We start from the raw sequence: 25852 nt of genomic DNA, 5'->3' as shown, positions 1-25852 counted from the left end.
TAAGCAACCACTTCTATTTGATGCGGGTAGACTCCGGCGACGCTTCAAGATCAAGGGGGACCCGTGGGCCGGAACGCCGTCATCTTTCATGGAACCAACGGAAGTCCGGACATACTCTGGTTCCGTTGGCTCGAGCGGCGTCTCACCGATCGGGGTTACTCCGTCGAGGTGCCGCACTATCCCGATGTCAACGTCGAACCCATCGCCACGTTCCTGCCGAAGGTGCTCGCCGCGCACCGGTTCGACCGGGAGACCGTTCTGGTCGGGCACTCCGGGGGCGCGGCACTCCTGCTCGCGGTGCTGGAGCACCTCGAAACGCCCGTGTCGCAGGCGATTCTCGTCGCTGGGTACCACACCCAGCCGAACACCTCGGACGAGCCGGTTCTGCAGCCGAGCTACGACTGGCCGGCCATCAAGCAGAACGCCGGCGACCTCTACTTCATCAACTCGACCGACGACCCGTACGGCTGCGACGACAAACAGGCCCGGTTCATGTTCGACCGGGTGGGCGGAACGCAGATCATCCGGGACGACGGACACTTCGGCGACTACAACCAGCCGTACGACACCTTCGAGCTGGTCGACCGCCTCATCCCGTGAGGTCGTCGATGATGTTCGGATGATTCACGCCGGACGATTCACGCTGCGGCCGTGGCTGCGGACCGACGCCGACGCGGTGCGGGCCGCCTTCGCCACGCCCGACATGGCCCGCCAGGCGGCCGAGCCGATGGACAGTCCGAGTGCGGCCGAGCGGTGGCTCGACGCCCGCATCGAGGAGTTCGCCGCCGGACGCGGGTGGAGCTTCGCCGTCGTCACGGCGGACGACGCCGTCCTCGGCAACGTCGCCGTCACCGACATCAGCCGGCGCCACGACACCGGGTGGGTCTCGTACTGGACCGCCGGACACGGGCGCGGGCAGGGTGTGGCCACCGCGGCCGTGCGGGCGCTGGCGGACTGGGCGCTCGGCGACGGCCGGCTGTTCCGGCTGGAACTCGGTCACCGGACCAACAACCCCGCCTCGTGCGTGGTCGCCCGCCGCGCGGGGTTCCTGGTCGAAGGGTTGGAACGGCAGAAGCTCCGGTACGGTGACGAGCGCTTCGACGTCGAACTGCACGCCCGACTCGCGACCGACCCCACCCCCGGATCGTTACTCAAATAGTATCGATCGCACACGTAGTGCGACGGTCTGGGTGGCGTGCCGCCAGCATTGGCTGATGGTGAGATGGATTCTGCTAGTGCTGACACGGGCGCTACCGCTGCTCCTGCCACGCACGGCGGCACCCCGGACCGACCGGCTCGCGACACCCGCCTGCCCGCTCGTCGGATCCGCCGGTGAGCGGACCCTCCAGCAGCGGTACGGCACCGGTGACCGCGCCCGGCGCTTCTACGACACCCAGGTTCTCGACCACCTCAACGACGCGATGCGTGCGTTCGTGGCGCGGCAGGAGTTCATGTTCCTCGCCACCAGCGACGCGCGCGGGAACTGCGACAGCACCTTCCGGGCCGGACCGCCCGGCTTCGTCCACGTCCTGGACGACCACCGGCTGGCCTGGCCGGACTACCGCGGCAACGGCGTCATGGCGAGCCTCGGCAACATCAGCGAGAACCCGCGGGTGGGCCTGCTCTTCCTGGACTTCGGCGCCGACGGTGTCGGGCTGCACGTCAACGGCGCCGCCACGATCGTCGACGACGCGGACCTGCGGGCCGACCACCCGGATCTCCCGGTCGAGGCGGCACCCACCCGGCGGGCCACGCGCTGGGTCGTCGCGGACGTACACGAGGCCTACATCCACTGTTCGAAGTTCATTCCCCGACTGAGGTCGGACGGCAGCGCACCCCGCCGCGGCCGGTCCGACTACTTCGTGCGTCCGCGGACGACGAGCCGGTAGCGTCTACGCTCCCGGGGATGAACGAGCTGAGGTGCACGCAGTGCGGAACCGTCGGCCTGGAGCCGGGATTCGTCGAGGACTCCGGCCAGGCGTCCAGGGTTACGCCCGGTGGATCGCGGGCCGGCTCGAACGCGGCCCCTTCGGCGGCGCCAAGCGGTTGGGCAAGCCACGCTGGCAGGTCGACGCGTTCCGCTGCCCGCGTTGCGCGCATCTCGAACTGTTCGCCGCCACGCAGATCTGACCGTCAGCCCGAGATCACCGGCCAGGAGTAGGCCGCGAGGGCCGCGGCGGCACCCAGCAACGCGAGCCCGATACCCCGGGTGGGAATCGGCAGGGCGGCGAGCACCAGCAGAATGATCGCAATGACGTAGAGCACGGCCTGCGTTGACATATGAGGCTCCCGGACCACTGTGGACGGTTCACTATGGACGGAGCATCGATTCCCATCGGCGGTTCCCGGCAAACGTCGCTGTCAGGTGCGTGACTTCGGCGTGGGATCAGCGGGCACCGGATGCCATCGTGAATCCGTGCCGCCGCAGGACGTTTCGCCACGCGCCGCCGGCGCCGCCACGAAGACCGCCGGGGTCGTGTTCATCGCGCTCGCCGTCGTGGCCGTCCTGATCGCGGCGTGCGTACTGCCCCTCATTCTCGGCGTGCCCGTGGAACTGTTCGTGGCGCTCGCGATCGCCGCGCCAATCCTCGCCGTCGTCGGTGGGTTTCTCTATTTCCGTGGGCGCCAGCTGACGGCGAGGTCCGCGGCACCGGCGGTGCTGCACGGTGACCGGCCCCGCGTGTTGTATCTCCGCCCGTTCCGGACCGACGCCGGCATCACCGGACAGGGCCTGTCGCTGCTGCTGACACAGACCCTCGTCACCGGCGCGACCACCGACGAGGAGCAACTCGCGGAGGCGTTGAAACCCCTCGGCGACATGATCGCGATCGGCCAGCCGGGCGAGACGCTTCCCAGACCCGGCGCCGCCCGGCAGTACACCACCGACGACGAGTGGCGCGACGCCGTCGTCCACTGGATGCGCGTCGCGCGCCTCGTCGTCCTCCGGGCCGGCACCGACGCGGGCCTGCTGTGGGAACTCCGCACGGCCCGGGGAATGGTCCGCCCGGAGCGGCTGCTGATCCTCGTCCTGGACATGAAGCGGACCGCGTACGACTCCTTCCGCGCGGAAGCCGTCCGCACCAGCGGCATCGCTCTTCCCGGAATGCCGAGAGCCCGGTACGGCTTCTTCCGCTTTGCGTCCGACTGGACACCGGAGTTCCTTCCGTTGCGGGGGCCGTTGCTGCGGCTCGGATTCAAGCCGCGGCGGAAGCTGTTCCAGTTCGCGCTGAAGCCGGTCTTCGACAGCCACCGCGTCCCCTGGTCGGAACCACCGATCTCGGCTCTCGCCGTCGTCACCTACGCGATGGGCGCCCTCCTCGTCCTCGCGTGCGCCGTCGGCCTGCTGCTGTAGATCAGCCGAGATCGAGCCGGTTCAGGTCGAGGGCGAGGTTCACCTCGGCGGGTGGCCGCCCCGCATCGCGTCGGTTGCCGGCAACCCAGTCGGGGACCCAGTCCAGCCCGCCGACGGGCACTCCATAGCGCGCGTGGAGCAGCCGCTTCGCGGCGGACAGCGCTGCCTCGTCCGGCCAGGACGAGTCGGGCAGGGCGATGCGCACGAGCTCGGCGCGTTCGGCCCGCACGCCGCGCATGTCGACGAAGACGCGGCCGCTGCAGGCGATCTCGGCGTAGGCCCACCGGTCGGCGTCGTGGGCGGTGTCGAGCAGGTAGCCGGGAAGCGAGTCGAGGGTTCCCGGAACCGCGCCGTAGATGCCGCAGCGGCACCCGGGAGCCGGCGCCGGGTGGCCCTCGTAGCAGGACGCGACGCTGCCGACGGCTGGCCACGACGGCGGGTCGGGGTCGTGGTACATCGGCGAGGAGAGCAGCAGGTCCCCGTCGAACGCGCGCACCCGGAACAACCGCCAGGCGCGCAGCGGCGCGTCCGGCGGGTAGTGCAGTTCGCGTTCGTCGATATCCATCCCGACCGATGATAGGCGCGCGGACACCGGGTCCTGGCATGCTGAACCCCATGTCCGCGTCCCGGAGTGCCCACGGCCTCGCGTTGCTGCTCGCCGTCACCGGTGGCACGCACTTCGCGGCGCCGCAGATATACGACCCGATCGTCCCGCGCACGCTGCCCGGCCGGCCCCGGACGTGGACGTACCTGAGCGGCGTCGCCGAACTCGCGGTGGCCGCGGCCGTCGCGCATCCGCGCACCCGCCGCGCCGGCGGTCTGGCCGCCGCCGCCCTGTTCGTAGCCGTCTTCCCGGCGAACGTGAAGATGGCCCGGGACTGGCGCCGACGCCCGCCGGCGTACCGGGCCGCGGCCTACGCCCGCCTCCCGATGCAGGCTCCCCTGATCTGGTGGGCGCTACGCGTAGCCCGTCGCCGTACACCAGCGGTTGGTACGTGACGTCCACGGAGACCCGCGGCCGGAACCTCACATTCGACACCGAACGGGACGCCCGTTGCGGCTGCAACGCCTCAACGACCCCGGCCGGTGGCACGAGGACCCGGACTGAGCCGATCCCCTCAGGTCGGCGCCCCGGTGGCCGATGAATGAAACCGTGAAATACCGGCTCGTGACGCGCAGCGACTTCGATGGCCTGGTGTGCGCCACGCTGCTGAATCACCTCGACATGATCGACGAGATCATTTTCGTGCATCCGAAGGACATGCAGGACGGCAAGGTCAAAATCACCGAGAACGACATCATCACGAACCTGCCGTACGTTCCCGGGGCGCACCTGGTCTTCGACCACCACCACTCGGAGACGGTGCGCGTCGGTCCGCAGCCCAACCACATCATCGACGCGTCCGCGCCGTCCGCGGCCCGCGTCATCTACAACGAGTTCGGCGGCGCCGACTTCTTCACCGACGTGCCGCTGGACCTGATGGAGGCCGTCGACAAGGCCGACTCGGCGCAGTACACCGTGGAGGAGATCCTCGACCCGACCGGCTGGACGCTGCTGAACTTCCTCATGGACAGCCGCACCGGCCTCGGCCGCTTCCGCGACTTCACCATCTCCAACTTCGAGCTGATGATGAAGCTCATCCATGCCTGCCATCAGCTGGAGAGCGTCGACGAGATCCTGGCGATGCGGGACGTCCGCGAACGCTCGGAGCTGTTCCACAAGCACACCGAGCCGTTCATCGACCAGCTGCGCCGGGTGAGCACGATCCACGACGACGTCGTCGTGGTCGACCTGCGCGCCGAGGACACCATCTACGCGGGCAACCGGTTCATGGTCTACGCGCTCTATCCCGAGACGCGCGTCTCGATCCACGCGCTGTGGGGCAGGGACAAGCAGAACACGGTGTTCGCCGCCGGAAAGTCCATTGTGGACCGCACCTCGCCGGCCGACATCGGCTCGATCATGCTGCGGTACGGCGGCGGCGGGCATCTGGCGGCCGGCACCTGCCAGGTCGACAACTCCGACGCCGAACGGGTTCTGGCCGAGCTCATCCAGGCGCTGGCGCAACCCCGCGTCCCCGCCTGACCTTCATTCTTCGTACCGAGTCGCGCGTTCCGCCTTCGATGTACCCTTCCCGGTCCGCGCCGCGCTCGGGAAAAATGGTCGGAATGCAGTACGTGCGGCTCGGCTCGTCCGGGCTCAAGGTGTCGCGGATCGGCCTGGGCATGATGAGCTTCGGCGATCCCGCCGCGGAGCCGTGGTTCCTGCCGGAGGACGCGGCGGAGCCGATCGTGCGGCGCGCCGTCGACGCCGGCGTGACGTTCTTCGACACCGCCGACATGTACTCCGGCGGGGTGAGCGAGCAGATCACCGGTCGTCTGCTCGGCAGGTTCTTCGCCCGCCGCGGCGACTACGTGCTCGCGACCAAGTGCTTCTATCCGATGGGACCCGGTGCCAACGACCGCGGCCTGTCCCGCAAACACATCATGGCCGCCGTCGACGCGTCGCTGCGCCGGCTGGGCACCGACCACATCGACCTGTACCAGATCCATCGATGGGACGCCGGGACGCCGATCGAGGAGACCATGGCGGCACTGCACGACGTCGTGCGGGCCGGGAAGGTCCGGTACCTCGGCGCGTCCCTGATGTACGCGTGGCAGCTCGCGAAGGCCCAGTACACCGCGCAGACCCGGTTCGTGTCGATGCAGACCCGCTACAACCTCGCCTACCGCGAGGAGGAACGGGAGATGCTGCCGTTCTGCGCCGACCAGGGCGTCGGCGTCCTGCCGTACAGCCCGCTGGCCCGCGGTCTGCTCGCCGGCGGCCGGCGCGACACGCCCCGCGCGGTCGCCGAGCAGGCCTCCCCACGTGGCCACGACAACGACGCGGACGTCGTCGACGCGCTGCGCGGGGTCGCCGCCGCACACGCCCGGCCACCCGCCCAGATCGCGCTGGCCTGGCTGCTGGGCAAGGCACCGGTGACCGCGCCCATCGTCGGTGTGACGAAGCTCCACCAGCTCGACGACGCCCTCGCCGCCGTCGACCTGACCCTCAGCGACGACGACACGGCCGCTCTCGAGGCCCCGTACCGCCCCCGCGTGCCGTACGGCTACTCGTAGCCCGCGACGGCGTACACCTCGATCTCCACCCGGGCGCCGCCCAGCAGGCCGGTGACCTCCACCAGCGTCGCCGCCGGCCGCACCTCGCCGAACACCTCGCGGTGGGCCCGGGCGACCAGGTCGGCGTCGGCTAGGTCGGTGACATAGGTGACCGTGCGGACCGCGGCGCCCAGCCCCGACCCGACCTCACCCAACGCGGTTTCGATGATCGAGAGCGCCGCCCGTGCCTGCGTGTAGGCGTCGCCGTCCAGATCGGGCGCGCGGGCGGTCGTGCCCGCCACGTGGATGTGGTCACCCACCCGCACCGCACGGCTGTAGCCGTACACGTCTTCGTAAGGCCCGCCCGAGGAAACCGTCTGCCGCATCGAACCCCTCCGCCTCCGTGATCCCGCTACACGTTAGCCGCCGCCTTGATCGCACGATCGGCTTCCCTGCTGCCGCTTGATCAACTTACTGGCCAGAGAGTGAAGTCCGGATCGTTTCATGATCGAAAGCGGTGCGACGTTTTTGCTGTTTGGGGCGCTCGGAACAGCAAAAACGTCGCACCGCTAAGGATTATGGAGCCAACCTCGAAGCGTGTCCGGGCGTGAGGCCGCGACGCAGAACTCGTTTCCTCGGAGTCGGCCATCACCACGTGGCCGTCAAACGTCGCCAGCACGCTGCCGCCGGCCGCACCAGCTCCTCGACAACCCGGCCAGCGACTCGGCGTCGCGGGTGTTGAAGGTCAGGTCGATCTGCAGCGCCGTGAGTCGTGGGCGTACCCGTGGACGGCGTCGCTCAGGGCGGCACCGAGCAAGGCACATCGACGATCGGGCCGCGGCGGATTGCGTTGCGGTCACACCCAGCGGGCGAGGAACCGCTCGACGTCGACGCGCCACAGGTCCAATCCGGTGGCGAAGATTCCGTGTCCGGTCATGGGGTCGTCGCCGATGGCCGGATACACGCGGGTTTCGTGCGGACGGCCGTGCCTGGCCAGCTCGGCCCCGATCGCGTAGGTCGGCTGCAGGCTGTGGTCGTTGAACGCCTGGGCCAGAAACAGCGGCGCCGTTCCCGACGCGGCGGCGGCCAGCAGCTCCGCCTGCAACGCGGGCGCGTCGGGCCAGCTCATCGACGGGCCGGCGAAGCTTATGCCGGCGCACAACGGCGCCGGCTCGCTCAGCGCGAGCACGGTCAGCACCCCGCCGAACGAGGAGCCGGCCACGACGATCCGCCCGGCGTCGACCTCGGGGCGGGCGGCGACCCAGTCCACGGCGGCCAGCACGTCGACCAGTTCCCCCCGCAGGGCCGCGACGAGCTGCCGGCCCATCTCCGGGCTGCCCCACGGCGCCGGCACCAGGTCCAGCCAGTACGGGCCCGGCTCGTCGTTGTGCCCGCGGCGGATCGGCGCGAACACCGCGTACCCCAGCGCGACGAGCACCTGAAGGCCGGGCAGCGACGCCGGGCCGAAGCCGATGCTGCCGTGGTTGAACACCAGCGCGGGATGCGGGCCGTCGGCGTCGGGGGCAAGCCAGAAGCCGGCCAGGTCACGCCCGTCGCTGCGGTACGTCATCCGCCACCGCCGGTACGGCTCCAGGTGCTCGGCCGTTGCACGCATCGGGACCTCCCCACCCCGGAGCCTACCCAGGGTCGAGGTCAGAACGGCAGGCCGACGACCTCCACCTGCTTCGGCCCACCAGCGGTGCGCTGATCCACCCCGGTGGCGCGGGTCGCGTCCGGGCTGAGCGTTCCGTACTGCGCGGCCACGGCGTTGCGCCGTCCGCAGGCCTTGCGGACCCGGCCCGTCTGCTGGCCGGTGGCGGCGTCCCACCGGCGGTAGTCCGTCGTCTGATCCAGGGTGACGAGGCTGCGCCCGTCGGCGCTGTACACGAAGTCGACGAGGTAGTCGTCCGCGGCCAGGTCGAGCTGGGCGACGGCGGCGCCGGTCGTGAGGTTCCAGATCTTCAGCGGAGCACCGCCGTTGTGGATGGCGAGGTGGGCACCGTCCGGGCTGAAACGCATCTGCGTGTACCGGTCACCGAACTTCTCGAAGGTCCGGACGGCCCTGCGGGTGGCGGGGTCGTACAGGACGACCGCACCCAGGCTGCTCGCGACGGCGACGAGTTTGCCGTCGGGGCTGAACACGACGCCGCCCACGTGCGGCTCGGTGACGGGCAGCGCCTGCGGCCCGCGCGTCCTGCCGGTCCGGTCCCACAGGTAGACGTCGTCGCCCTCGATGGTGGCGAGGCTGGCACCGTCGCGGCTGAACTCGACGCCGTCGAGCGGGCTCCCGTGCGGGTACAGGTCGCCCGGACCGCCGGTCTCCACGTTCCAGAGCACCAGCGGGTACATGCCGCCCTGGCCGGCGGCGGCGCCGGTGGGCTCGAACCCGAGGAAGTCCCGGATCCTGGTCTTGTCGCTGGCCATGGCCAGCGCCTTGCCGTCGGGGCTGAACGCCATCACGGTGAGGTCGCGGAACCGGTGGGTCAGGTTCTTCAGCGGCGCGCCGGTGTCCGCGTTCCAGAGCTGGACCGGCTGGCCGGACGTGGCGACGGTGCGCCCGTCGGCGCTGAACGTCACGTCGGGGAGGCCCTCGACCGCACCGGTGACCGTGATGGTGGCCGCCACCACCTCGCACGGCGCGGCGTCCCGGGCGGCGCCCGACCCGCGGTTCACCACGAGGAAGGCGACGCCGCCGCACGCCACCACCAGAAGCACAGCGAAGGCGGCGCCCAGCATCACCGGCGTCCGCGATCTGCGTGGCGGCCGTGCCGGACCGTATGGGTAGACGTACTGCGTCACCGGTTCCCCCGTGCCCCCGCGCAGAGTGTGACCGGGCCGGCTGTTCCGGGGCAACACACCCGGCCGGCGTCCCGGGCCGCGAGTATAGAAGGGCTACCCGGCCCTGGCGAGGTCGGTCGGTGTGCCGGCCATGAGGGCGGCGAACGCGGTGGCGGCGGTTCGTGAGGTGAAGAGCCGGTCGAGCCGGGCCTTGGCCAGTTGGCGGTGGAACGGGATCGCCGAACCGCAGCCGAAGCTGCTCCCAGACGCGCTCGTCGGGCCACTGCAGCGGGTCGTCGCCGGGCCGGTGCTGGAGGTAGAAGCGGCAGGTTGCGGGTCCGCGGGCGAACTGGGCGGCGAACCCGTGCCGGCTGACGCCCAGCAGCGAGTGCCTGGGCGCGGGCACGTCGGCGAGGAACGTGATCCAGCGGATGCCGTGGTCGGAGCTGTACGTGGTCAGCGCGGTGGGTGGGATGGCGGCCCGGCTGACGCCGTGGTAACCGTCGCAGCCCGCGACGTACCCGCACCGCACCTGCCGCCGCGCTCCGGTCTCGTCCCGATAGGTGACCGTCGGCTCGGCGCCGACGAGGTCGTGCAGGACGACGTCGGACACGTCGAACCGCAGGTCTCCTCCCCCGTCGAGGAACACCTCGATCAGTCGCCGCAGCAGAACCTGTTGCGGGACAAGCCATCTGGCCCGGCCGTCGGCAAGCGCGGGGACGTCGACGAGCCGCGGGACGCCCTCGTACCGAAGCTCCAGGTGCGTCTCCCGGCGTGCGTCGGACAGGACCCGGTCGGCGAGACCGTGCTCGACGAAGATCTCCCCGGCCGTGTGGTCGAGCATGCCGACCCGCTGGCGGCGTTCGACGTAGGCGCGGCTGCGCGCCTCCAGCACCACACAGTCCACATTGGACCGTTGCAGCAGGCAGGCCAGGGTCAGTCCGGCCGGTCCGGCCCCGATGACGACCACAGTGGTATCGCGGTTTCCGGCATGCGCCACAACACACATTTGGGGGAAGGCCCACGATTTCGCCGTCGCCTAAGCTCTTCTCCATGCCCGACGACCCCCGGGTCTGTGCGCACGATGGCTGCTCCGGCGTGGTGTTCGACGGCGACGCCTGCCTGGCCCACCTCCCACGGACCGAACTCCTGACCGCCCTCGAACGGTTGGAGAGCGGTGCCACCGTCGACGTCCGGAACACCACGTTCACGGCCGATCTGTTCGACTCGCTGCGCCGGGCGCTCACCCCGGCCGGGCGGACCGAACCGATGTTCCGGAACGCGAACTTCGACGGCGCCGTCCTGCCGGACTCGGCGACGTTCGAGGGCGCCCTCTTCCTCGGACGGGCCACCTTCGGCGGCACGCGGCTCCACGACGTGAACTTCAGCGCCGTGGAGTTCCGCGAGGCGGTGCGGTTCCACGGGACGACGTTCACCGGCACCGCGCGGTTCGACGGCGCGACGTTCGGTTCCGACGCGGACTTCACCGAAGCGACGTTCGCCGGCGACTGCCATTTCTCCGGCGCGCAGTTCCAGGGACCGGCCCACTTCGGCACCACGTTCGAGGGCACGGCACAGTTCGGGCCGCCGTCGGAGGGGGGTGCGCCGGCCAAGCCGACCCGATTCGGCCAGCCCGCCAACTTCCGCCGTGCGCGGTTCAACGGTCCGGCCAGGTTCGGAGCCGTGCGCGTTCTCGGCGCAGTCGCCGCGGCGCAGCGCCGCCCCGACGGGCACGGCCGGCTGGCCCACAGCGGTGGAACGGAATTCCACGGCGGGGCCTCGTTCGACGATGCCGAGTTCGCCCAACACGCCGGCTTCTGGGGATGCCTGTTCAAGAATCCCACCTCCTTCGAAGCCGACTTCCGGGGCCGAACCCGTTTCGACGACTGCAGTTTCGGATCCGTGAGCTTCGACGACGCGACGTTCACCGGACACTCCACGTTCCTCCGGTCCACCTTCATCTCCTCGGTGACCGTGAACCGGGCCATCTTCGTCGACGCCGACTTCGGCTGGGCGGTCGTCCCGGCGGCGACCCGGTTCGGGCCGTGCCGGGCCGCATCCCTCGACCTCAGCAACCTCCGGGCGGCGGGAAAGCTCGTCGTCCGGTGCTCGGTGGACCGTCGGTTCACCGCGACGGGCCTGCAGGCGCCTGACGGCGTGAACCTCGAACTCGACGGCGCCCTCCGCGTCGAGGCGCCCGACATCAGGTCGGCCATGGCGCTGACCGTCGACTTCCGCGACGGCCGGCTCAACCTCGCCGACGCCTCGTTCGCGTCACCGGCCACCATCGCCGCACCGGAGGGCGGAAAGACGGCCCCGCGCCTGGTGCGGATGTCCACAGTGGACGCCGAGAACCTCACCCTGGTGGGCCTCGACCTGCGCGGTGCCCGCTTCTTCAACTGCTACAACCGCGACAAGCTGCGGATCGAGGGACCACCCCTGTTCGCCGGCACCCCCGTGGGTTCGTTCCCGCGACGGCGGCTGTGGACGGCGCGCCGGGCGATCGCCGAGGAGCACCTCTGGCGCGCCCGCTACGACCGTCGCCCGGACGGGTGGTTCCCGGCGAGATGCCGTGACGTGGACGAGGACGTGCCGCCGTCCACTCCAACCGTGCGCACCGGGGACGACGCCCGGAGCGAGGCGGCGCGGATCCAGGCGGTCTACCGGGACCTCCGGAAGAGCCGCGAGGACGCCAAGGACGAGCCCGGCGCCGCCGACCTGTACTACGGCGAGATGGAGATGCGCCGGGTCGCGGCGCCATCGCGGAGTGTCGAGCGCGCGCTGCTGACCCTCTACTGGGCGGTCGCCGGGTACGGGCTGCGGGCGTCGCGGGCGTTCGCCACGCTCCTGCTCGTTCTCGCGCTGGGAACGCTGGGGTTCGCGACCATCGGGTTCAAGGGCTCGGCGCAGATCGAGTACCGGCCGCTCGCCGGATCGGCGCCGGGCGGGCCGGCCACCTACCGTCAGGTCACCGTGAACGGTACGCGCCCCGGCTGGGACGAGGCCGCGTTCCACGCGGTGGAGAGCGCGACCTCGTTGCTGCGGCCCACGCCGTCCCGCTCGTTCACGTCCACCGGGAAGGCCATCGAGATCGGTCTACGCCTGCTCGGGCCGCTCCTGCTGGGTCTGGCGATCCTGTCGATCCGGGGCCGGATGAAGCGCTGACATACGGGAGACGGCGGTGCAGCAGCACCGCTCCGACGAACACCGCGGGCACGGTCAGCCAGCGCAGCGGGGCGTACGGAACGCTGAGGACGAGAACGCTCATCCCGCCGAACCCGATGACCGCCCACCGGCGGCGCCACGCGTACCCGAGCTGGCTGCGCCGCCGGCATACCCCGCGGTGATGCAGCGGCAGCCCCACGGCGAGCAGGCCGACGACGAACCCGTTGATGACGACCGCGACGGCCACGGCGGCCAGCAGGTTGACCCCGGGAATCAGGAGCACGGGGACCATCAACAGCCCGCCGAAGGCCACCACCAGGAACACGATCGCGGTCTGCGACATGACGAACGCGCTCGCCTCCAGCCAGTTCGGGCGTGGAGTGCGGGCGGGCTCACCCAGCCGCCGCTCCAGCGAGCGCACGGTGAGCACGTAGAACGGCGCACCGACGAGCAGGGTCACCGGAACCACCAGGAAGCCGACGATCGCGGTCAGCAACGCCTTCAGCGCCCACTTGAACGTCAGCAACAGCATCCACCGCACCAGGTCCGGCCAGTCGTCGGCGAAGCCGGCCAGCCACTCCGCGCCCTCGTACGACACCACCCGCACGAGGGCCGGGCTGCTGAGCATCAGCAGGTACAGGACGACCGCGGGCACCAGGGCGTAGACCCAGAGACGCGGGCTCCGGACGAACGTCCACAGCCCGCGCCAGAACATGGCGATGCCGATTCCGAACTCCGCGAACGCCGTCACGGTGTGCCGGACCGCCCGACCGGTGTGCTCGGCGGTTCCCCGTCCCACCCGGCCGGCGGTGGCCGTCAGCCGGGCCGGGTCGACCCGGGGAGCGACCTGCCGCAACCGCTGCGCCCCGGCCGCGCGTCCGCGATGCACCCGCTCGGCGACGGCCGCCTCCGTGCGGGCCCGGCGGGCCAGTCCCCGGACGAACGTGCCGGCCGCCGCCGCCCGCACCCGCGTCGGGCCGACGGTCCACTGTGGAGCGTCCGGCGGCGGGACGTACGGTGCGGCGTAAGGCGCCGCGGGCCAGTCCCCATCAGGAGTGGTCATTCACTGCTCCCCAGGCAGGCGTCGGATCGACCACGAGGCTACGGACGGCCACGCGCCGACGCGTCCACCCGAGGTCCTACAACCAGGGCGGTACACGCGTCAGGAGCCGGGGACGACCAGCCTCGCCTCGTACGCGACCACGACCGCCTGGGCCCGGCTGGCCAGGTGCAGCTTGCTCATGATCCGGTTCACGTGGGTCTTCACCGTCGCCTCGCTGAGCCCGAGCCGGTCGGCGATCTCCGGGTTCGACAGGCCGCGCGCGACCAGTTCCAGCACCTCGGTCTCGCGGGCGGTCAGATCCCGCAACGTGTGTGGTCGCGGCGCCGCCGGCCGGGAAGCGTTCGCTTCCACGAGCTTGCGGACCACGCTCGGCGCGAACAGCATGTCACCGGCGGCCACCGTGGCGATCGCCTGCAGCAGCCGCTCCGGGCCGGCGTCCTTGAGCAGGAACCCGCACGCACCGGCGCGTAACGCCGCGTACACGTACTCGTCGAGGTCGAAGGTGGTCAGGACGAGCACCTTCGGCGGCCGTTGCGGCGTCGCGTCGATGATGTGTCTGGTGGCGGCGAGGCCGCCCATGCCCGGCATCCGGATGTCCATGAGGATGACGTCGGGTCCGGTCGACGCCGCCAGCACGACCGCCTCCTCGCCGCTGCCGGCCTCGGCCGTCAACTCCAGGCCCGGCGCGGCCCGCACGATCGCGGCCAGACCGGCCCGGATCAACCCCTGGTCGTCGACGACCAGCACGCTCGTCATGCGGTCACCTCGTCGAGTGGAAGTTCCAGCGTCACCTCGAACCCCCCGCCGGGCCGGGGGTCCGCGCGCAACCGGCCGTCGTACAACCGGGCGCGCTCGCGCATGCCGACCAGCCCGTAGCCCTCCCCCACCGGACCAACGGCACCGTCGTTCTCGACCCGGACGGTGAGGCCGGTCGCGCTCCAGCACAACGACATCCGGGCGTGCGGCGGATCGGCGTGCTTGAGCACGTTGGTCAGCGACTCCTGGATGATGCGGTACACGCACAGGTCCGGGCCGGGATGAAGGCGGGCGGAGACGCCGGTCACCGTCACGTCGACGGTCGCGCCGGCGGCGCGCACCCGCGCCAGCAGGTCGTCAAGCTGGGCCAGGCCGGCGACCTCGGCGAAGGGCGCCTCGTCGGTCGACGAGCGCAGCATGGCCAGCATCCGGCGCATCTCGTCGAGCGCCTCGTGCGCCACCTCGCCGATGACGTCGAGCGTGCGCCGCGCGGTCGGTGGATCGGCGTCGAACACGTACCGGCCGAGGCCCGCCTGCACCGACACCACCGACATGTGGTGGGCGATGACGTCGTGCAGTTCCCGGGCGATGCGTCCCTGCTCGCGGACGACCGCCCGGCGGGCCTGCTCCTCCTGCTCCCGCTCCAACCGCTGGGTGAGGACCCGCAGCGTGGCCCGCTGTTCCGCCGCCCGCCGCGTCGCCTCTCCGAACGCCCAGGCGATGAGCGCCACCATGACCGCGGTGGCCGGGCCGGCCAGTTCCATGCCCGGCTCGACCAACCGGTTGCCCCACAACAGCACCGCGTTCGCCGCCACCGTCGCGGGCACCGACACCCGCGGCCGCCGGTACGCGGCGACGGAGTAGACGGCCAGCGCCACCGCGAACGTGATCGCCGAGTGGTAGTACCCGATCGTGAGGTAGACCGCGGCCCCGCCACAGGTGAGCCAGCACACCGCGACCGGGTACCGGCGACGGGCGATCAACGGCACGTGGACGACCGCCAGCAGAACCCGGCCGGTCGTGTCGACGTCGGTCCACAGGCCGTAGGGATCCGGCATGCGCCACACGAAGTACTGCGAGAGCGCGACCATCCAGACGGTCAGCGCCACGTCGAAGACCGCGGCCACGCGACCGGAGGGCAGTAGCCGCACCTCCACACGATATGCGAACACCGATCGGCCGTCATCAACCCCTGAGTTGACCGCGCAGGTTGTAGGCCCGCGCACCGCCGGTACGGTTGATCACCCGGGTGGCGGGCCGTACCGTGGCCGCGTGCGTGAGCAGGGTCCGCCGAGATGAGTTCCCGATACGAGTCCCTGGTTTTCGACGTCATCCCGGCCGGCTGCCGTCGGGCGCTCGACGTGGGGTGCGGTAACGGCGAACTCACCCGTGAGCTGCGCCGGCGAGGTGTGCCCGCGGTCTTCGGCATCGACCCGGACGAGCCGTGCATCCGGCGCTGCCGGGAGCACCCCGAGGCCGGTGACATCGAGTACGTGGCCGGCGACATCCTCACGAGCGAGGCGGGCGGCTTCGATCTCGTCAGCGCGGTGGCCTCGCTGCATCACCTGGACGCCCGTGCGGGACTCCTCCGCCTGCGGAGTCTGGTCGCCCCCGGTGGCGTCCTGGTCGTCGTCGGCCTGGCCAGGCCGGACCTGCCCAAGGACCTACCCGTCGAGATCGTGGCGCAGGTGGTCGGTAGGGTGCGGCGCCGGCCCGGCGCGCCGGACGACAGCGCCCCGACCGTCTGGCCGCCACCGGAGCGGTACTCCACGATGCGGCGCCTGGCCACCGAGCTGCTGCCCGGGGTGGAATGGCGACGTCACCTGCTGTGGCGGTACTCCCTCGTGTGCCGCAACGCTTGACCCTGACCCTGGGAGAGGCTGCACTCTGGCTCCATGGTCGAGATTCGATTGCGTGACGTGCCGGAGATTCGGGTCGTGAGCGAGACGGCCACGGTCGATCAGGCCGGGTTGGAGGCGTGGTTGCCGGGCGCGATGGCCCGGGTCGCGGAGCGTGCGCGGGCGGCCGGTGGTTTGCTGGGGACCGCCGCCTGGCCGTTCGTGGAGCGCCCGGCCGACCCGGACGAGCCGGTGTTCGTCACCATCTACGAGGGCAATCCGAACGAGGGTCCGACCGCGGTCGAGGTCTGCGCGACGGTCGCGGTCGGCGGTGACCGGGCGATCCCGGCCCACCGTGAGGCCTTCGCCCGGGTCACAAAATCACAGGTGACCGGCGGAGAGCTCGGCGGGGTGTACGAAGCGGTCGAGAAGTGGGTGGTGGACAACGCTCTGGCCGTCGCCCGGGCACCGCGCGAGGTCTACTGGACCGACTTCAGGTCGGCCGCGGCCGACGACGAGGTCTTCGACGTCGCCTTTCCGGTCACCTGATGCCCGGCGGGCCCGGCCTCCTGACCATCGGCGAGTTCGCCCGCCGATGTGGGCTGTCGGTCCGGGCCCTGCGGCTGTACGACCGGATCGGCCTGCTCCGGCCCGCCGAGGTGGTGCCGGGCACCGGATACCGCCGGTACTCCGCCCGTCAGCTCTACGCCGGCCGGCTGATCGCGTTGCTGCGCCGGCTCGACATGCCGCTCACCGAGATCACGGCGATCGTCGGCACGCCCGGCCCCGACGCCGCCGGGCGGCTGGCCGTCTACTGGACGGGGGTGGAGCAGCGCCTCGCGGCCCAGCGGGAGCTGGCCGACCGCCTGGTCCGCAACCTCGCCGCCGAGACGCCGGTCGCCGACGAGCCGTGGGACGTCTCGGTGCGTGACGTCGCCGAGCAGCGGGTCCTGAGCGAGCTGCGCTACGTCACCGCGCCCGAACTGGGCTGGATCCGGGACGCCACCGCCCGGCTGACCGCCCAGGCCGGTCAGTGCGGCGGCCCGGTCGGGCCACGGTTCGTGGTGTTCCACGGCGACGTCAACGAGGACGCCGACGGGCCGGTCGAGGTTTGCGTGCCGGTCCGATCCGGGACCGCCGGCCGCGTCGAGCCGGCGCACCGCGAGGCGTACATCGAGGTGATCAAGGGGCACTTCGAACCGCCGCAGATCCTCTCGGTCTACGACGCGGTCCGCCGCTGGGTCCACGACCACGGCCACACCGTCGTCGCGCCACCACGCGAGGTCTACGGCCATCCCACGACGCCCGACGCGGCCGCCCCGGGCGACCTGGTGTGCGACGTGGCCCTCCCGTTCCGCTGACGCACGGCGCGACCGCGCGCATAGCATCATCGGATGCATGCGGGAACCCAGGCACGGATCGAGGCCGCACGCACGGCGCGGTCGCTCGACCTCTCCCGGTGTGGACTGTACGAGCTGCCGGACGCGGTGCGTCAGCTCACCCATCTCGAGTCCCTCGACCTGAAGTTCAACAACCTCGACGACCTGCCCGACTGGCTGACGGACCTCGACCGGCTGGTGGAGCTCGACGTTCAGCTGAACCACCTGGAACAGGTGCCCGCCGTTCTCGGCGAGCTCACCGGGCTCCGCGTGCTCAACCTGAGCGAGAACAACCTGGAGGGCGAGCCGCTCGACTTCCTCGGCGGGCTGACGAACCTCACCGAGCTGTTCCTCGTCGACACGCGGTCGGACCGGCTCCCGGAGAGCATCGGCAACCTGACCCGGCTCACGAACCTGGACCTGTATCTCGGCTGGTTCACCTCGGCACCGGAGAGCCTGCCGGACACGCTCGGACAGCTGACCAACCTCACCCGCCTGGAACTGTCCCGCACCGGCCTGACGACGGTGCCGGAGTGGATCCGCCGCCTGACCAACCTGCGGGAGCTCGGGCTGTGGATGAACGAGATCTCCGAGATTCCGGAGTGGCTCGGTGAACTGACCGAACTCACGGAGCTGACGCTCCCCGACGACGATGACCCCTGACAGACCACGCCGTCAGGACAGGGCCGCGGCGTGCCGGCGGACGGCCTCGACCGCCATGTCGACCCGGGCGCGGTCGGTGCGGTGGTTGAGGACGCAGATCCGTCCGGTGTAGCGGTCGTCGATCGTCGTGCTGGACAGGAAGACGCGGGCCTCGGCGTTGACGCGGTGCAGCAGTTCGGCGGTTTGCCCGCCCCGGTGCTGGAACGCCACCACCGACAGTTCCGGCGCGCCGAGCACGTGCAGGTGCGGGTCGTCGCGCAGTTCGGCGTGGGCGTACGCGGCGAGGTCGAGCTTCTCGTCCAGCGCGGACCGGAACGCGTCGACGCCGTGCAGGTGCAACGGTAGCCACATCCGCAGGCCGCGGCAGTCGCGGGTCAGCTCCGGCCCGTACGCGGCGAAGTCGGGCACCGAGCTGTCGCGGATGTCCTGCAGCACATGGCCTTCGACGCCGGAGTGGGCGCGGCGCAGGAGTTCACCGTCGCGCACCAGCAGCGAACCCGTGCCGAACGGCAGGAACAGGCTCTTGTGCGGGTCGACGACCAGCGAGTCGGCCCGCTCGATGCCGCGCAGCCGGCTGCGACCGCGCTCGGTCAGTTGGAAGAAGCCGCCGTAGGCCGCGTCGACGTGCAGCCAGATCCGTTCCTCGGCCGCGATGTCGGCCAGCGCGGGCAACGGGTCGACGGCACCGGTGCCGGTGCTGCCCGCGTTGGCGACCACCGCCAACGGCCGCAGCCCGGCGGCCCGGTCGGCGGCGATCGCGGCGCGCAGCGCGTCCGGGTCCATTCGAAGCGCACCGTCGACCGCGACGGTCCGCACGGCCCGGACCGGCAGTCCCGCCAGCCGCGCGGCCTTCGCGACGCACTGATGGGTCTGCGAGCTGACGTACACCGTCGCGGCGCGGAAGTCGTCGGGCAGCACGGTGTCGCGGGCGGTGACGATCGCCGACAGCGTGGCGATCGAGGCACCGCTGGTGAGGACGCCGGCCGCGGTGTCCGGCAGGCCGAACAGGTCGGCCTGCCACCGGATCACGTCGGCCTCCAGCGCCACCAGGCCGGGCGCCACGTGGGCCAGCCCCGTGTACCGGTTGAGGACGGCCGCGACGAGGTCGGCGATGGCGGCGCTGACGAGTCCGCTGCCCGGGATGTACGCCAGGTGGCCGGGGTGGCCGGCGTCGAGGCCCTTCGCCGCGGCCCGGTCCACAATGGACAGCAGCTCGGCGAGCGGGCGGCCCGTGTCGCCGGGCGGCCGACGGAGCTCCGGATCGGCCAGCAGTTCCGGGACGCCGTCGAAGTCGGACACCGGCGCGTCACGGATCCCGTCGACCAGGCCGACGAGGTACTCGGTGACCTCGCCCATCATCGTCCGCAGGTGGGTGCCGGTCGGTTCCAGGGGACGGTCTCTTGCGATCATCAACCCATGTTGGACCACGACGAGTTCCTCCGTCGCTATCGTCGCCGCGGGCGTGGGCGACCGCCCCGAGCTCGGGTACGGCTTCGGCACCCGACGGTGGCGTGCTGCTGTCCCTGATCGACGCCGGCGAGTTGCCGGGCACGGCCCGGATCGTCGCGGCCGGGACCCGGCTGCGCGCGGCCGGCGCGTTCGCGCCGATGCCCACGGATCGGCCGCACTGGCGCCCGTGACGGCGTTCATCGTCGGGCGACGCAGATCGCCGGGAAGTGTGGCTTCACGTCCCCTGCGGACGTACCGTCCCACCCATGGACATCGAGCTGCGTCATCTCCGGGTGATCTGCGTGATCGCCGAGACGGGCAGCGTCACCAAGGCCGCCACGGCCCTCGGCCTGCCCCAGCCCGCGCTCACCACGCAGCTCCAGCGGATCGAGCGGGCGCTCGGCGGCCGGCTGTTCGAGCGTGACCGGCGGGGCGCCCGGCCGACGGCGCTCGGCGAGCTGGTGCTGACCCGGGCACGGGTGCTCATCCCGGCCGTCGAGGGTCTCCGGGACGACGCCGCGCAGCTCGTCCGCACCGGCGCGGCGATGGCCCGGTACCGGATCGGGGCCACCAACGGCCCGATCACCGGCGGCCTCGTCCAGCGGCTGTCCGGGGCCCACCCGGGCAAGGAGGTCTCGACGCACGCGACGTGGTCGGCCGACGAGCTGGCCGACGCGGTGCACGGCAACCGGCTCGACTTCGCGCTGATCGGTGCCTGCGCCGATTCGACGCCGGCCGCGGAGCACGGGCTGATCTGGCGCACGGTGTGCGTGGACCCGGTGTGGGTGCTCATGCACGACGGCCACCCGCTCGCCGGGCGGCCTGAGGTGGCGCTCTCCGAGCTGGCCGGCGAACAGTGGGCGAGCGCGCCCGGCGACGGCTGCTTCACCGACTGCTTCGTCGCCGCGTCCGCCCGGGCCGGCTTCACGCCGCGGCACATCTTCGAGATGGACGTGGGCGGCTGTGTCGACTTCGTGACGGGCGGCGCCGGTGTCGTGTTGTGCCAGGCCACGTTCCGCGGGCTGGCGGGCATCACCATGGTCCCGATCGCCGGGACGCCGCTGCGCTGGCGGCATCTGGTCGGGTGGCACCCCGACGGCGTCGCCGCGGACGCCGCCGACGAGGTCGTCGCGCTGGCCGTCGCCGCGTACGAGGACGTGATCGAGCAGCGACCCGCGTACGCGGCCTGGCTGGCGGACCACCCGGACTTCGGCGCCGCGCAGCGTAGCGTGCAAATAGCGAAAAACATCGATTGAACCGGCCGGCGCGTTTCTGCGTAGGCGGCGGATGGACACCGTGCCGTCACACCGTGCCTACGAAAGGAGGCAGCAGGTGCGAAACGGTCGTTTACGCCTCTTGTGGATCGGACTCGTCGCCGCGCTGGTGGTCGCCACCGGCACGGGCAGTGCCGCCGTCGCCGGTAACGAGACCGACAGCTCGCAGAACACGTTGGCGGTGCAGTTGAGCGGATACCAGGAGGATCCGCTCGTGCTGTCGACCACCGGGAAGGGCTTGTTCCTGGCCCGTGTCGACCTCCGCAAGCAGGAGATCACGTACCGGCTCACCTACGACGGCCTGGCAACCACCGTCAACCAGGCGCACATCCACCTCGGCGGTACCCACCAGAGCGGTGGCATCAGCGTCTTCCTCTGCACCAACCTCGGTAACGGCCCCGCCGGCACCCAGGCCTGTCCCGCCTCCCCGGGGACGGTCACCGGCACCCTCCGCCCGGCCGACGTCATCGGTCCGGTCGGCCAGGGCATCGCGGCGCAGGAGTTCGCGGAGCTCGCGGCGGCGATCCGGGCCGGCGTCACGTACGTCAACGTCCACACCAGCGCCTTCCCGGGCGGAGAGATCCGCGCACAGCTCGATCACGATCACCACTGATCCATCCGGCGGGCCGGCCGTGGACCACAGCGCGGCCGGTGTCCTTCCCCGCGGTCGGCCCGCCGGCCACCCGTCATCGCGACGCGAGGTCCTTCGGACGCACCGTGACGGCGTACGCGAGCAACAGTCCGACGCTGGCCAGCCCGCCGACGACGAAGACCGTGCGTACGGTCCACAGTTCGGCGATCAGGCCGCCGAGGGCGGCGCCGACCGGCAGCACGCCCCAGCTGATGACCCGGCTGGCGCTGTAGACCCGGCCCAGCAGGTCGGCCGGGGTGACGGTCTGCCGGACCACGCCGACGATCACCCGCCACACCGCCGACCCGGCGCCGCCGACGGCCATGGCCGCGCCGATCGCGAACGGGTTCGTCGTCACGGCCGGGGTGCCGATGAGCACGATCGTTCCGAGCACGTCGACGGCCAGCAGCAGGTGGTCGCCGAGCCGCCGCCGCAGGGGGACGACGAGGGCGGCGCCGACGATCCCGCCGGCGGCCATCGTGGTCAGCAGGACGCCGTACGCCGCGGTGGAGAGGTGACCCGGGCCGGGCGCGACCAGGTACACCACCAGCACCGCCGTCCACGCGGCCCAGAACACGTTCATCGCCGCGGTGAGCAGGGTGAGGTTGCGCAGCAGCCGGTTGCGCCAGAGGAACCGCAGGCCGGCGGTGACGCCGTCGCCACCCCGCGCCCCGACGGCCGCGACCCGGTAGCTGCCCCGCATGAGCGCGAGCAGTGGCACGGTCGCCAGGAACAGGAGCGCGCCGACCCCGGTGACCGCGGCGAGCCCGACGATCGCCAGCAGGCCGGCCAACGGCGGTCCGACGAACTGGTTGGTCACGTTCTGCGCGACCTCGAGCCGGGCGTTGGCACGATCGAGGTTCTCCGGCCGGTCGACCGACGCCGGCACGAGTGCGGCGAGTGCGGTGTCGACGAGGGTCTCACCGACACCGAGCACCAGCGCGGCGAGGTAGACCCAGCCGATCGACATCAGGTCGCCCAGCAGCAGCACCGTGAGCACGCCGAGGGTGAGCGCCCGCACCAGGTTCACCACCACGATCAGGCGGCGCCGGTCGACGCGGTCGACGACGGCGCCGGCGTGCAGGCCGAACAGCGGCCAGGCGAGCGTGAGAACCACCGTCACGCCGGCCACCAGCCCGGCGGACGACGTGAGCCGCAATGCGATGAGCGGCAGGACCATGAGGTACATGGCATCGCCGAGATTCGCGGTGCCGGTTGCCGACCAGAGCGCGTTGAAGGTGCGGCCGAGGCCGCCCGGCCGCTCGACTCTTACCGGTGATGTGGTCATGAGCGGTAAGAGTAGGGCGCGCCGTTGTTACCGGTCAATGTGCTTACAATGGTTAGATGACGGAGCGGGAGGTCGCCAACCTGGAGCTGTGCGGCAACGCGTTGTGTCTCGACTTCGCGAACACCGTCACGTCTCGCCGGCACACCACGGCGTACGACTACGTCGCCACGTACCCGGCTCTCCGCCGCTGGCTGGAGCATGCCGGCGGGCCCGACCCACACGTACCCGTCGCCCGGCAGGCCGCGGTGCTGCGCGAGGCCCATCACCTTCGCGACGCGATCTACCGGACGTTCTCGGCCGTCGCCGGCGCCCACCCTGTTCCCGCCGCCGACCTCGCGTCCGTCGGCGACGCGTACGGCCGGGCGGTCTCGCACGCCACGATCGCCCCGCGCGACGGCGGAGGTTTCCACCTGCGGCCGGCCGCGCCCGGCGCGGAAACTCCACTGTGGACGATCGCGCTGTCGGCCGGCGAACTACTGCTCGCCGGCGACCACGACCGGCTCGGTGAATGCCCCGGCTGCGGCTGGCTGTTCCTCGACACCAGCCGCAACCGGACCCGTCGCTGGTGCAGCATGGCCACCTGCGGCAGCCGCGACAAGATGGCCCGTCACTACCGCCGGTCCCGGGCCTGAGGAAGCCCGAGCAGCGCGGCGTCGTCGCCGGTCAACCGCAGCCCGCCGGCCGCGATGTTCTGCTCCAGGTGTGCCAGGGAACCGGTGCCGGGGATGAGCACGAGGTTGGGTGAGCGGGCCAGCAGCCAGGCCAGCGCCAGCTGGGGCACGGTGGCGCCGAGGCGGCCGGCCACGGCGGACAGGTGTTCGGCGGTCAGCGGCTGGAACCCGCCGACGGGGAAGAACGGGACGTAGGCGATGCCGGCCTCGGCGCAGGTGTCGACGAGGGGATCGTCGTCGCGCGCCGCGATGTTGTACAGATTCTGCACGCACACGATGTCGGTGACGGCGCGCGCCCGGGCGACCTGGTCCGGGCTGACGTTGGAGACACCGAGGTGCCGGACGAGGCCCTCGTCGCGCAGGGACGCGAGCGACTCCAGTGCGGCTTCGAACGGGGGCTCGACGTGTCCGCGGTCGCCCATCCGGAGATTGACCACGTCCAGCCGGTCCACGCCGAGCGAGCGCAGGTTCGCCTCGACGCCGCGGCGCAGCCCGTCGGGGGTGACGCCGCGCTGCTCGGCGGCGGACCGCGTGATGTCGTCGCCCTCCACCAGCGCGCCGACCTTGGTCACGATCACCAGGTCGGCCGGGTAGGGATACAGCGCGGAGCGGATCAGCTCGTTCGCCGCCACGCCGTCGCGCGCGTAGTAGTTGGAGGTGTCGAGGTGGTTGACGCCGAGCTCGACGGCCCGACGCAGGATCGCCAGCGCGGTGTCGCGGTCGGGCCGATCGCCTCTCGGCCAGCCGGTGAGCTTCATGGTGCCGTAGCCGACCCGGTTGATGGTCAGGTCGCCGCCGAGAGTCCACCGCTGGTTCCCCATGATCATTCACCCTATCGGGTCAGGTGGTCGGTGCCACCCGGACGGCCGTCATCGCCGCCGCGGCGGCGCCGGTGTGATCGCACGGTGGCGCCCGGCGGTGGTTCGCCGCCGGGCGCCGGATTTCGGACGGACGGGCTCAGCCGCGCACGACGACCGCCTGTGTCGTGGTGGCGGCGGCCGTGCCGTTGCACAGGACGGCCTGGCCGGTGGCGACCAGCGTCGTCGAGCAGCCCTCGTTGTCGGTGACGACGAGGGTCACCCGGAACGTCCCGGCCCGCGGATAGACGTGCGTGGCGCGGGGACCGGCGGTGGTCAGGGTGGTGCCGTCACCGAAGTCCCAGCGGTAACGGGCCACGGTGCCGTCCGGGTCGGTCGACCCCGACGCGTCGACGGTCACCGACCGGCCGGCGACGCGGGTCGCGAAGGCGGCGACCGGACCCTGGTTGGGCAGGACCGCGGCCGAGTTGTACGCCGGTCCCTCGCCACCGGTCTCGAAGGGCGAGTCCGCGAAGGGCAGCAGCGTCCCCGCGGTGCCGACGCCGAACGCGCCGAGCAGACCGGAGTCGTCACCGCCGGAGGTGAACACGAACCGCCCGTTCGGCATGGTGGTGATCCCGACGGGGAACGGGAAGTCGCCGGCCGGGATCGGCGATCCGGGCAGCTCCGTCAGCGCTCCGTCGGAGCCGGCGGCGAAGGCGGACACCGCACCCGGACCCTCCCCGGTGGGACAGGCCCCGCCCGGGCTGGCGACGTACACGAAGCGGCCGTCGGGTGAGGTCGTGATCCCTTCGGGGCAGTCCGCCACCGGGTACGGCGAGCCGGGCAGCGGCGTCAGTTGCCCGGTGGAGCCGATCGCGAAGCCGACGATCCCGTCGGTGTCCTGGCAGACCAGGTAGAGGCGGCGGCCGTCGGGTGTCACGGTGATGGCCCCGCAGAACCGGCCCACCCGGATCGGCGCCCCGACCGCGGTGAGGCTGCCGTCGCGGTTGACGGCGAACGTGGTGATCGCGCCGACGGAGGTGTCCCGACCCGGGCCCGGATCGCCGTGCCCGGCGTACAGGTAACGGCCGTCCGGCGTCAGCGCCAGCCCGCGCGGGTTGGCGACCGCTGTGGCCTCGGTGTCGATCGGGGTGAGGCTGCCGTCGGGGTTGATCGTGAAGGCAGTCACCGTGTTGCTGACGACGTGTGCGACGTACAGGGTGTGCCCGCGCGGCGTGACGACGATGCCCAGCGGGGTGTCTCCGCCGGTGTAGACGGTGCCCGCCGGGGCCAGCCGGCCACCCGCTCCGACCGTGTAGGCCGAGATCGTGCCGATCTCGTCGGCGTTGGCCGCCCAGGCCCGCCGGCCGTCCGAGGTGAAGGCCAGCTGGCGCACCCCCTCGCGCGCCTTGACCGACGCGTCGGCCAGGGTCGGGCGTCCGGTGTCCACGTCGACGGCGAAGGTGGAGATGCTGGGGGTGTCCGAGTTGGTCACGTAGACCGGGCGTGCGGGCGCGGGCGCGACTGGCAGCGCGGCCGTCGGCTCGGCGCCGGCGGTCCCCGAGGTGGCCACCACGCCGGTCGCCAGGAGGCTCACTCCCGCGAGAATCCGGATTCTTCCGGTGATGTTCAATGGCACGCTGATC

At 71.6% G+C, this 25852-nt stretch carries 29 protein-coding genes and 1 pseudogene; 17 read left to right on the top strand and 13 right to left on the bottom strand.

What is annotated here, in order from left to right:
• The first annotated feature begins 63 nt into the window (after positions 1-63).
• From Vau01_RS25280 to Vau01_RS25265, 4 genes are read left to right on the top strand one after another with little or no spacing between them, the layout of a single operon-like run.
• Entirely contained in the window at positions 64-600 is a 537-nt protein-coding gene (locus Vau01_RS25280; RefSeq protein WP_203997002.1) for an RBBP9/YdeN family alpha/beta hydrolase, read from the top strand.
• A gap of 19 nt (positions 601-619) precedes the next feature.
• Positions 620-1159 carry a GNAT family N-acetyltransferase gene (locus tag Vau01_RS25275; protein WP_203996999.1) on the top strand — a complete coding sequence of 180 codons (540 nt, stop codon included), beginning with the start codon at positions 620-622 and terminating at the stop codon, positions 1157-1159.
• A gap of 55 nt (positions 1160-1214) precedes the next feature.
• Positions 1215-1889, top strand: a complete 675-nt coding sequence (locus Vau01_RS25270) for a pyridoxamine 5'-phosphate oxidase family protein (RefSeq protein WP_203996998.1) — start codon at positions 1215-1217, stop codon at positions 1887-1889.
• 40 nt (positions 1890-1929) lie between these two features.
• Complete coding sequence (locus Vau01_RS25265; protein ID WP_203996997.1) at positions 1930-2130, top strand: hypothetical protein; 201 nt, start codon at positions 1930-1932, stop codon at positions 2128-2130.
• Positions 2131-2133: 3 nt separating this feature from the next.
• Here the strand turns inward: Vau01_RS25265 and Vau01_RS25260 are convergent, their stop codons facing one another.
• On the bottom strand, positions 2134-2280 hold the full coding sequence (locus tag Vau01_RS25260; RefSeq protein WP_203996996.1) for a hypothetical protein: 147 nt from the start codon (positions 2278-2280) through the stop codon (positions 2134-2136).
• Positions 2281-2416: 136 nt separating this feature from the next.
• On the opposite strand from Vau01_RS25260, the gene Vau01_RS25255 reads away from it, so the two are divergent.
• Positions 2417-3352: a hypothetical protein gene (locus Vau01_RS25255; RefSeq protein ID WP_203996995.1), complete on the top strand. Its 936-nt coding sequence runs from the start codon at positions 2417-2419 to the stop codon at positions 3350-3352.
• 1 nt (position 3353) lies between these two features.
• Here Vau01_RS25255 and Vau01_RS25250 read toward each other — a convergent pair whose 3' ends face one another.
• Positions 3354-3917, bottom strand: coding sequence for a hypothetical protein (locus tag Vau01_RS25250; protein ID WP_203996994.1), 564 nt, complete (start codon positions 3915-3917; stop codon positions 3354-3356).
• Between the two features lie 50 nt (positions 3918-3967).
• Between Vau01_RS25250 and Vau01_RS25245 the strand changes: the two genes are divergently transcribed.
• The 3 genes from Vau01_RS25245 (at position 3968) to Vau01_RS25235 (ending at position 6472) form a co-directional block, all read left to right on the top strand.
• Positions 3968-4351: a DoxX-related protein gene (locus Vau01_RS25245; RefSeq protein ID WP_203996993.1), complete on the top strand. Its 384-nt coding sequence runs from the start codon at positions 3968-3970 to the stop codon at positions 4349-4351.
• Positions 4352-4505: 154 nt separating this feature from the next.
• Positions 4506-5438 carry an exopolyphosphatase gene (locus Vau01_RS25240; protein WP_203996992.1) on the top strand — a complete coding sequence of 311 codons (933 nt, stop codon included), beginning with the start codon at positions 4506-4508 and terminating at the stop codon, positions 5436-5438.
• A gap of 83 nt (positions 5439-5521) precedes the next feature.
• Positions 5522-6472 (top strand): aldo/keto reductase, encoded by a 951-nt coding sequence (locus tag Vau01_RS25235; protein WP_203996991.1) that lies wholly within the window; start codon positions 5522-5524, stop codon positions 6470-6472.
• On the opposite strand, the gene Vau01_RS25230 is transcribed toward Vau01_RS25235, so the two are convergent.
• From Vau01_RS25230 to Vau01_RS63505, 4 genes and pseudogenes are all read right to left on the bottom strand, one after another.
• Positions 6463-6837: a Rid family hydrolase gene (locus tag Vau01_RS25230; protein ID WP_203996990.1), complete on the bottom strand. Its 375-nt coding sequence runs from the start codon at positions 6835-6837 to the stop codon at positions 6463-6465. The two genes, Vau01_RS25235 and Vau01_RS25230, sit on opposite strands and share 10 nt — an antisense overlap.
• A gap of 470 nt (positions 6838-7307) precedes the next feature.
• On the bottom strand, positions 7308-8066 hold the full coding sequence (locus Vau01_RS25225) for an alpha/beta hydrolase family protein (protein ID WP_203996988.1): 759 nt from the start codon (positions 8064-8066) through the stop codon (positions 7308-7310).
• Positions 8067-8104: 38 nt separating this feature from the next.
• Positions 8105-9187, bottom strand: a complete 1083-nt coding sequence (locus Vau01_RS63510; RefSeq protein WP_239151834.1) for a WD40 repeat domain-containing protein — start codon at positions 9185-9187, stop codon at positions 8105-8107.
• A 214-nt stretch (positions 9188-9401) separates the two neighbouring features.
• A pseudogene (locus tag Vau01_RS63505) lies at positions 9402-10238 on the bottom strand (FAD-dependent monooxygenase); the annotation flags it as partial.
• Between the two features lie 44 nt (positions 10239-10282).
• Here Vau01_RS63505 and Vau01_RS25215 point away from each other — a divergent pair.
• Complete coding sequence (locus Vau01_RS25215; RefSeq protein ID WP_203996986.1) at positions 10283-12394, top strand: pentapeptide repeat-containing protein; 2112 nt, start codon at positions 10283-10285, stop codon at positions 12392-12394.
• On the opposite strand, the gene Vau01_RS25210 is transcribed toward Vau01_RS25215, so the two are convergent.
• The 3 genes from Vau01_RS25210 to Vau01_RS25200 form a co-directional block, all read right to left on the bottom strand.
• Positions 12294-13457 (bottom strand): EI24 domain-containing protein, encoded by a 1164-nt coding sequence (locus Vau01_RS25210; RefSeq protein WP_203996984.1) that lies wholly within the window; start codon positions 13455-13457, stop codon positions 12294-12296. The two genes, Vau01_RS25215 and Vau01_RS25210, sit on opposite strands and share 101 nt — an antisense overlap.
• 99 nt (positions 13458-13556) lie before the next feature.
• Complete coding sequence (locus Vau01_RS25205; RefSeq protein ID WP_203996980.1) at positions 13557-14213, bottom strand: response regulator; 657 nt, start codon at positions 14211-14213, stop codon at positions 13557-13559.
• On the bottom strand, positions 14210-15364 hold the full coding sequence (locus tag Vau01_RS25200; protein WP_203996979.1) for a sensor histidine kinase: 1155 nt from the start codon (positions 15362-15364) through the stop codon (positions 14210-14212). The genes Vau01_RS25205 and Vau01_RS25200 overlap by 4 nt, the downstream gene beginning before the upstream one ends.
• 144 nt (positions 15365-15508) lie before the next feature.
• Between Vau01_RS25200 and Vau01_RS25195 the strand changes: the two genes are divergently transcribed.
• The 4 genes from Vau01_RS25195 to Vau01_RS25180 are packed head-to-tail and all read left to right on the top strand — an operon-like array spanning position 15509 to position 18093.
• Positions 15509-16075, top strand: a complete 567-nt coding sequence (locus Vau01_RS25195; RefSeq protein WP_203996978.1) for a class I SAM-dependent methyltransferase — start codon at positions 15509-15511, stop codon at positions 16073-16075.
• Positions 16076-16108: 33 nt separating this feature from the next.
• Complete coding sequence (locus tag Vau01_RS25190; protein ID WP_203996976.1) at positions 16109-16600, top strand: GyrI-like domain-containing protein; 492 nt, start codon at positions 16109-16111, stop codon at positions 16598-16600.
• Complete coding sequence (locus tag Vau01_RS25185) at positions 16600-17412, top strand: MerR family transcriptional regulator (protein ID WP_203996974.1); 813 nt, start codon at positions 16600-16602, stop codon at positions 17410-17412. The genes Vau01_RS25190 and Vau01_RS25185 overlap by 1 nt, the downstream gene beginning before the upstream one ends.
• A 33-nt stretch (positions 17413-17445) precedes the next feature.
• On the top strand, positions 17446-18093 hold the full coding sequence (locus Vau01_RS25180; protein WP_203996972.1) for a leucine-rich repeat domain-containing protein: 648 nt from the start codon (positions 17446-17448) through the stop codon (positions 18091-18093).
• Positions 18094-18105: 12 nt separating this feature from the next.
• Here the strand turns inward: Vau01_RS25180 and Vau01_RS25175 are convergent, their stop codons facing one another.
• Positions 18106-19503, bottom strand: a complete 1398-nt coding sequence (locus tag Vau01_RS25175; RefSeq protein ID WP_203996970.1) for a pyridoxal phosphate-dependent decarboxylase family protein — start codon at positions 19501-19503, stop codon at positions 18106-18108.
• A gap of 101 nt (positions 19504-19604) precedes the next feature.
• On the opposite strand from Vau01_RS25175, the gene Vau01_RS64670 reads away from it, so the two are divergent.
• The 3 genes from Vau01_RS64670 to Vau01_RS25165 all read left to right on the top strand — a co-directional run bounded on the left by Vau01_RS64670 (position 19605) and on the right by Vau01_RS25165 (position 21429).
• Positions 19605-19733, top strand: coding sequence for a hypothetical protein (locus Vau01_RS64670; RefSeq protein WP_275423956.1), 129 nt, complete (start codon positions 19605-19607; stop codon positions 19731-19733).
• Positions 19734-19808: 75 nt separating this feature from the next.
• A complete protein-coding gene (locus Vau01_RS25170; RefSeq protein ID WP_203996962.1) occupies positions 19809-20798 on the top strand; it encodes a LysR family transcriptional regulator in 990 nt (329 codons plus the stop codon).
• Between the two features lie 76 nt (positions 20799-20874).
• Positions 20875-21429, top strand: coding sequence for a CHRD domain-containing protein (locus tag Vau01_RS25165; protein ID WP_203996960.1), 555 nt, complete (start codon positions 20875-20877; stop codon positions 21427-21429).
• Positions 21430-21502: 73 nt separating this feature from the next.
• Here Vau01_RS25165 and Vau01_RS25160 read toward each other — a convergent pair whose 3' ends face one another.
• The gene (locus Vau01_RS25160) at positions 21503-22735 is read right to left on the bottom strand and encodes an MFS transporter (RefSeq protein ID WP_203996958.1); all 1233 of its coding nucleotides are present in this window, start codon (positions 22733-22735) and stop codon (positions 21503-21505) included.
• 56 nt (positions 22736-22791) lie between these two features.
• On the opposite strand from Vau01_RS25160, the gene Vau01_RS63500 reads away from it, so the two are divergent.
• Positions 22792-23367, top strand: coding sequence for a CGNR zinc finger domain-containing protein (locus tag Vau01_RS63500; RefSeq protein WP_239151833.1), 576 nt, complete (start codon positions 22792-22794; stop codon positions 23365-23367).
• Here Vau01_RS63500 and Vau01_RS25150 read toward each other — a convergent pair.
• Positions 23346-24227: an oxidoreductase gene (locus tag Vau01_RS25150; RefSeq protein ID WP_203996957.1), complete on the bottom strand. Its 882-nt coding sequence runs from the start codon at positions 24225-24227 to the stop codon at positions 23346-23348. The genes Vau01_RS63500 and Vau01_RS25150 overlap by 22 nt on opposite strands.
• 136 nt (positions 24228-24363) lie before the next feature.
• Positions 24364-25845, bottom strand: coding sequence for a beta-propeller fold lactonase family protein (locus Vau01_RS25145; RefSeq protein ID WP_203996955.1), 1482 nt, complete (start codon positions 25843-25845; stop codon positions 24364-24366).
• Positions 25846-25852: the final 7 nt, after the last annotated feature.

It is taken from the genome of Virgisporangium aurantiacum, assembly GCF_016863635.1.
Classification (GTDB): Bacteria; Actinomycetota; Actinomycetes; order Mycobacteriales; family Micromonosporaceae; genus Virgisporangium; species Virgisporangium aurantiacum.
The sequence above is the reverse complement of the archived record's forward strand: the minus strand, read 5'-3'. Positions and strand labels throughout refer to the sequence as shown.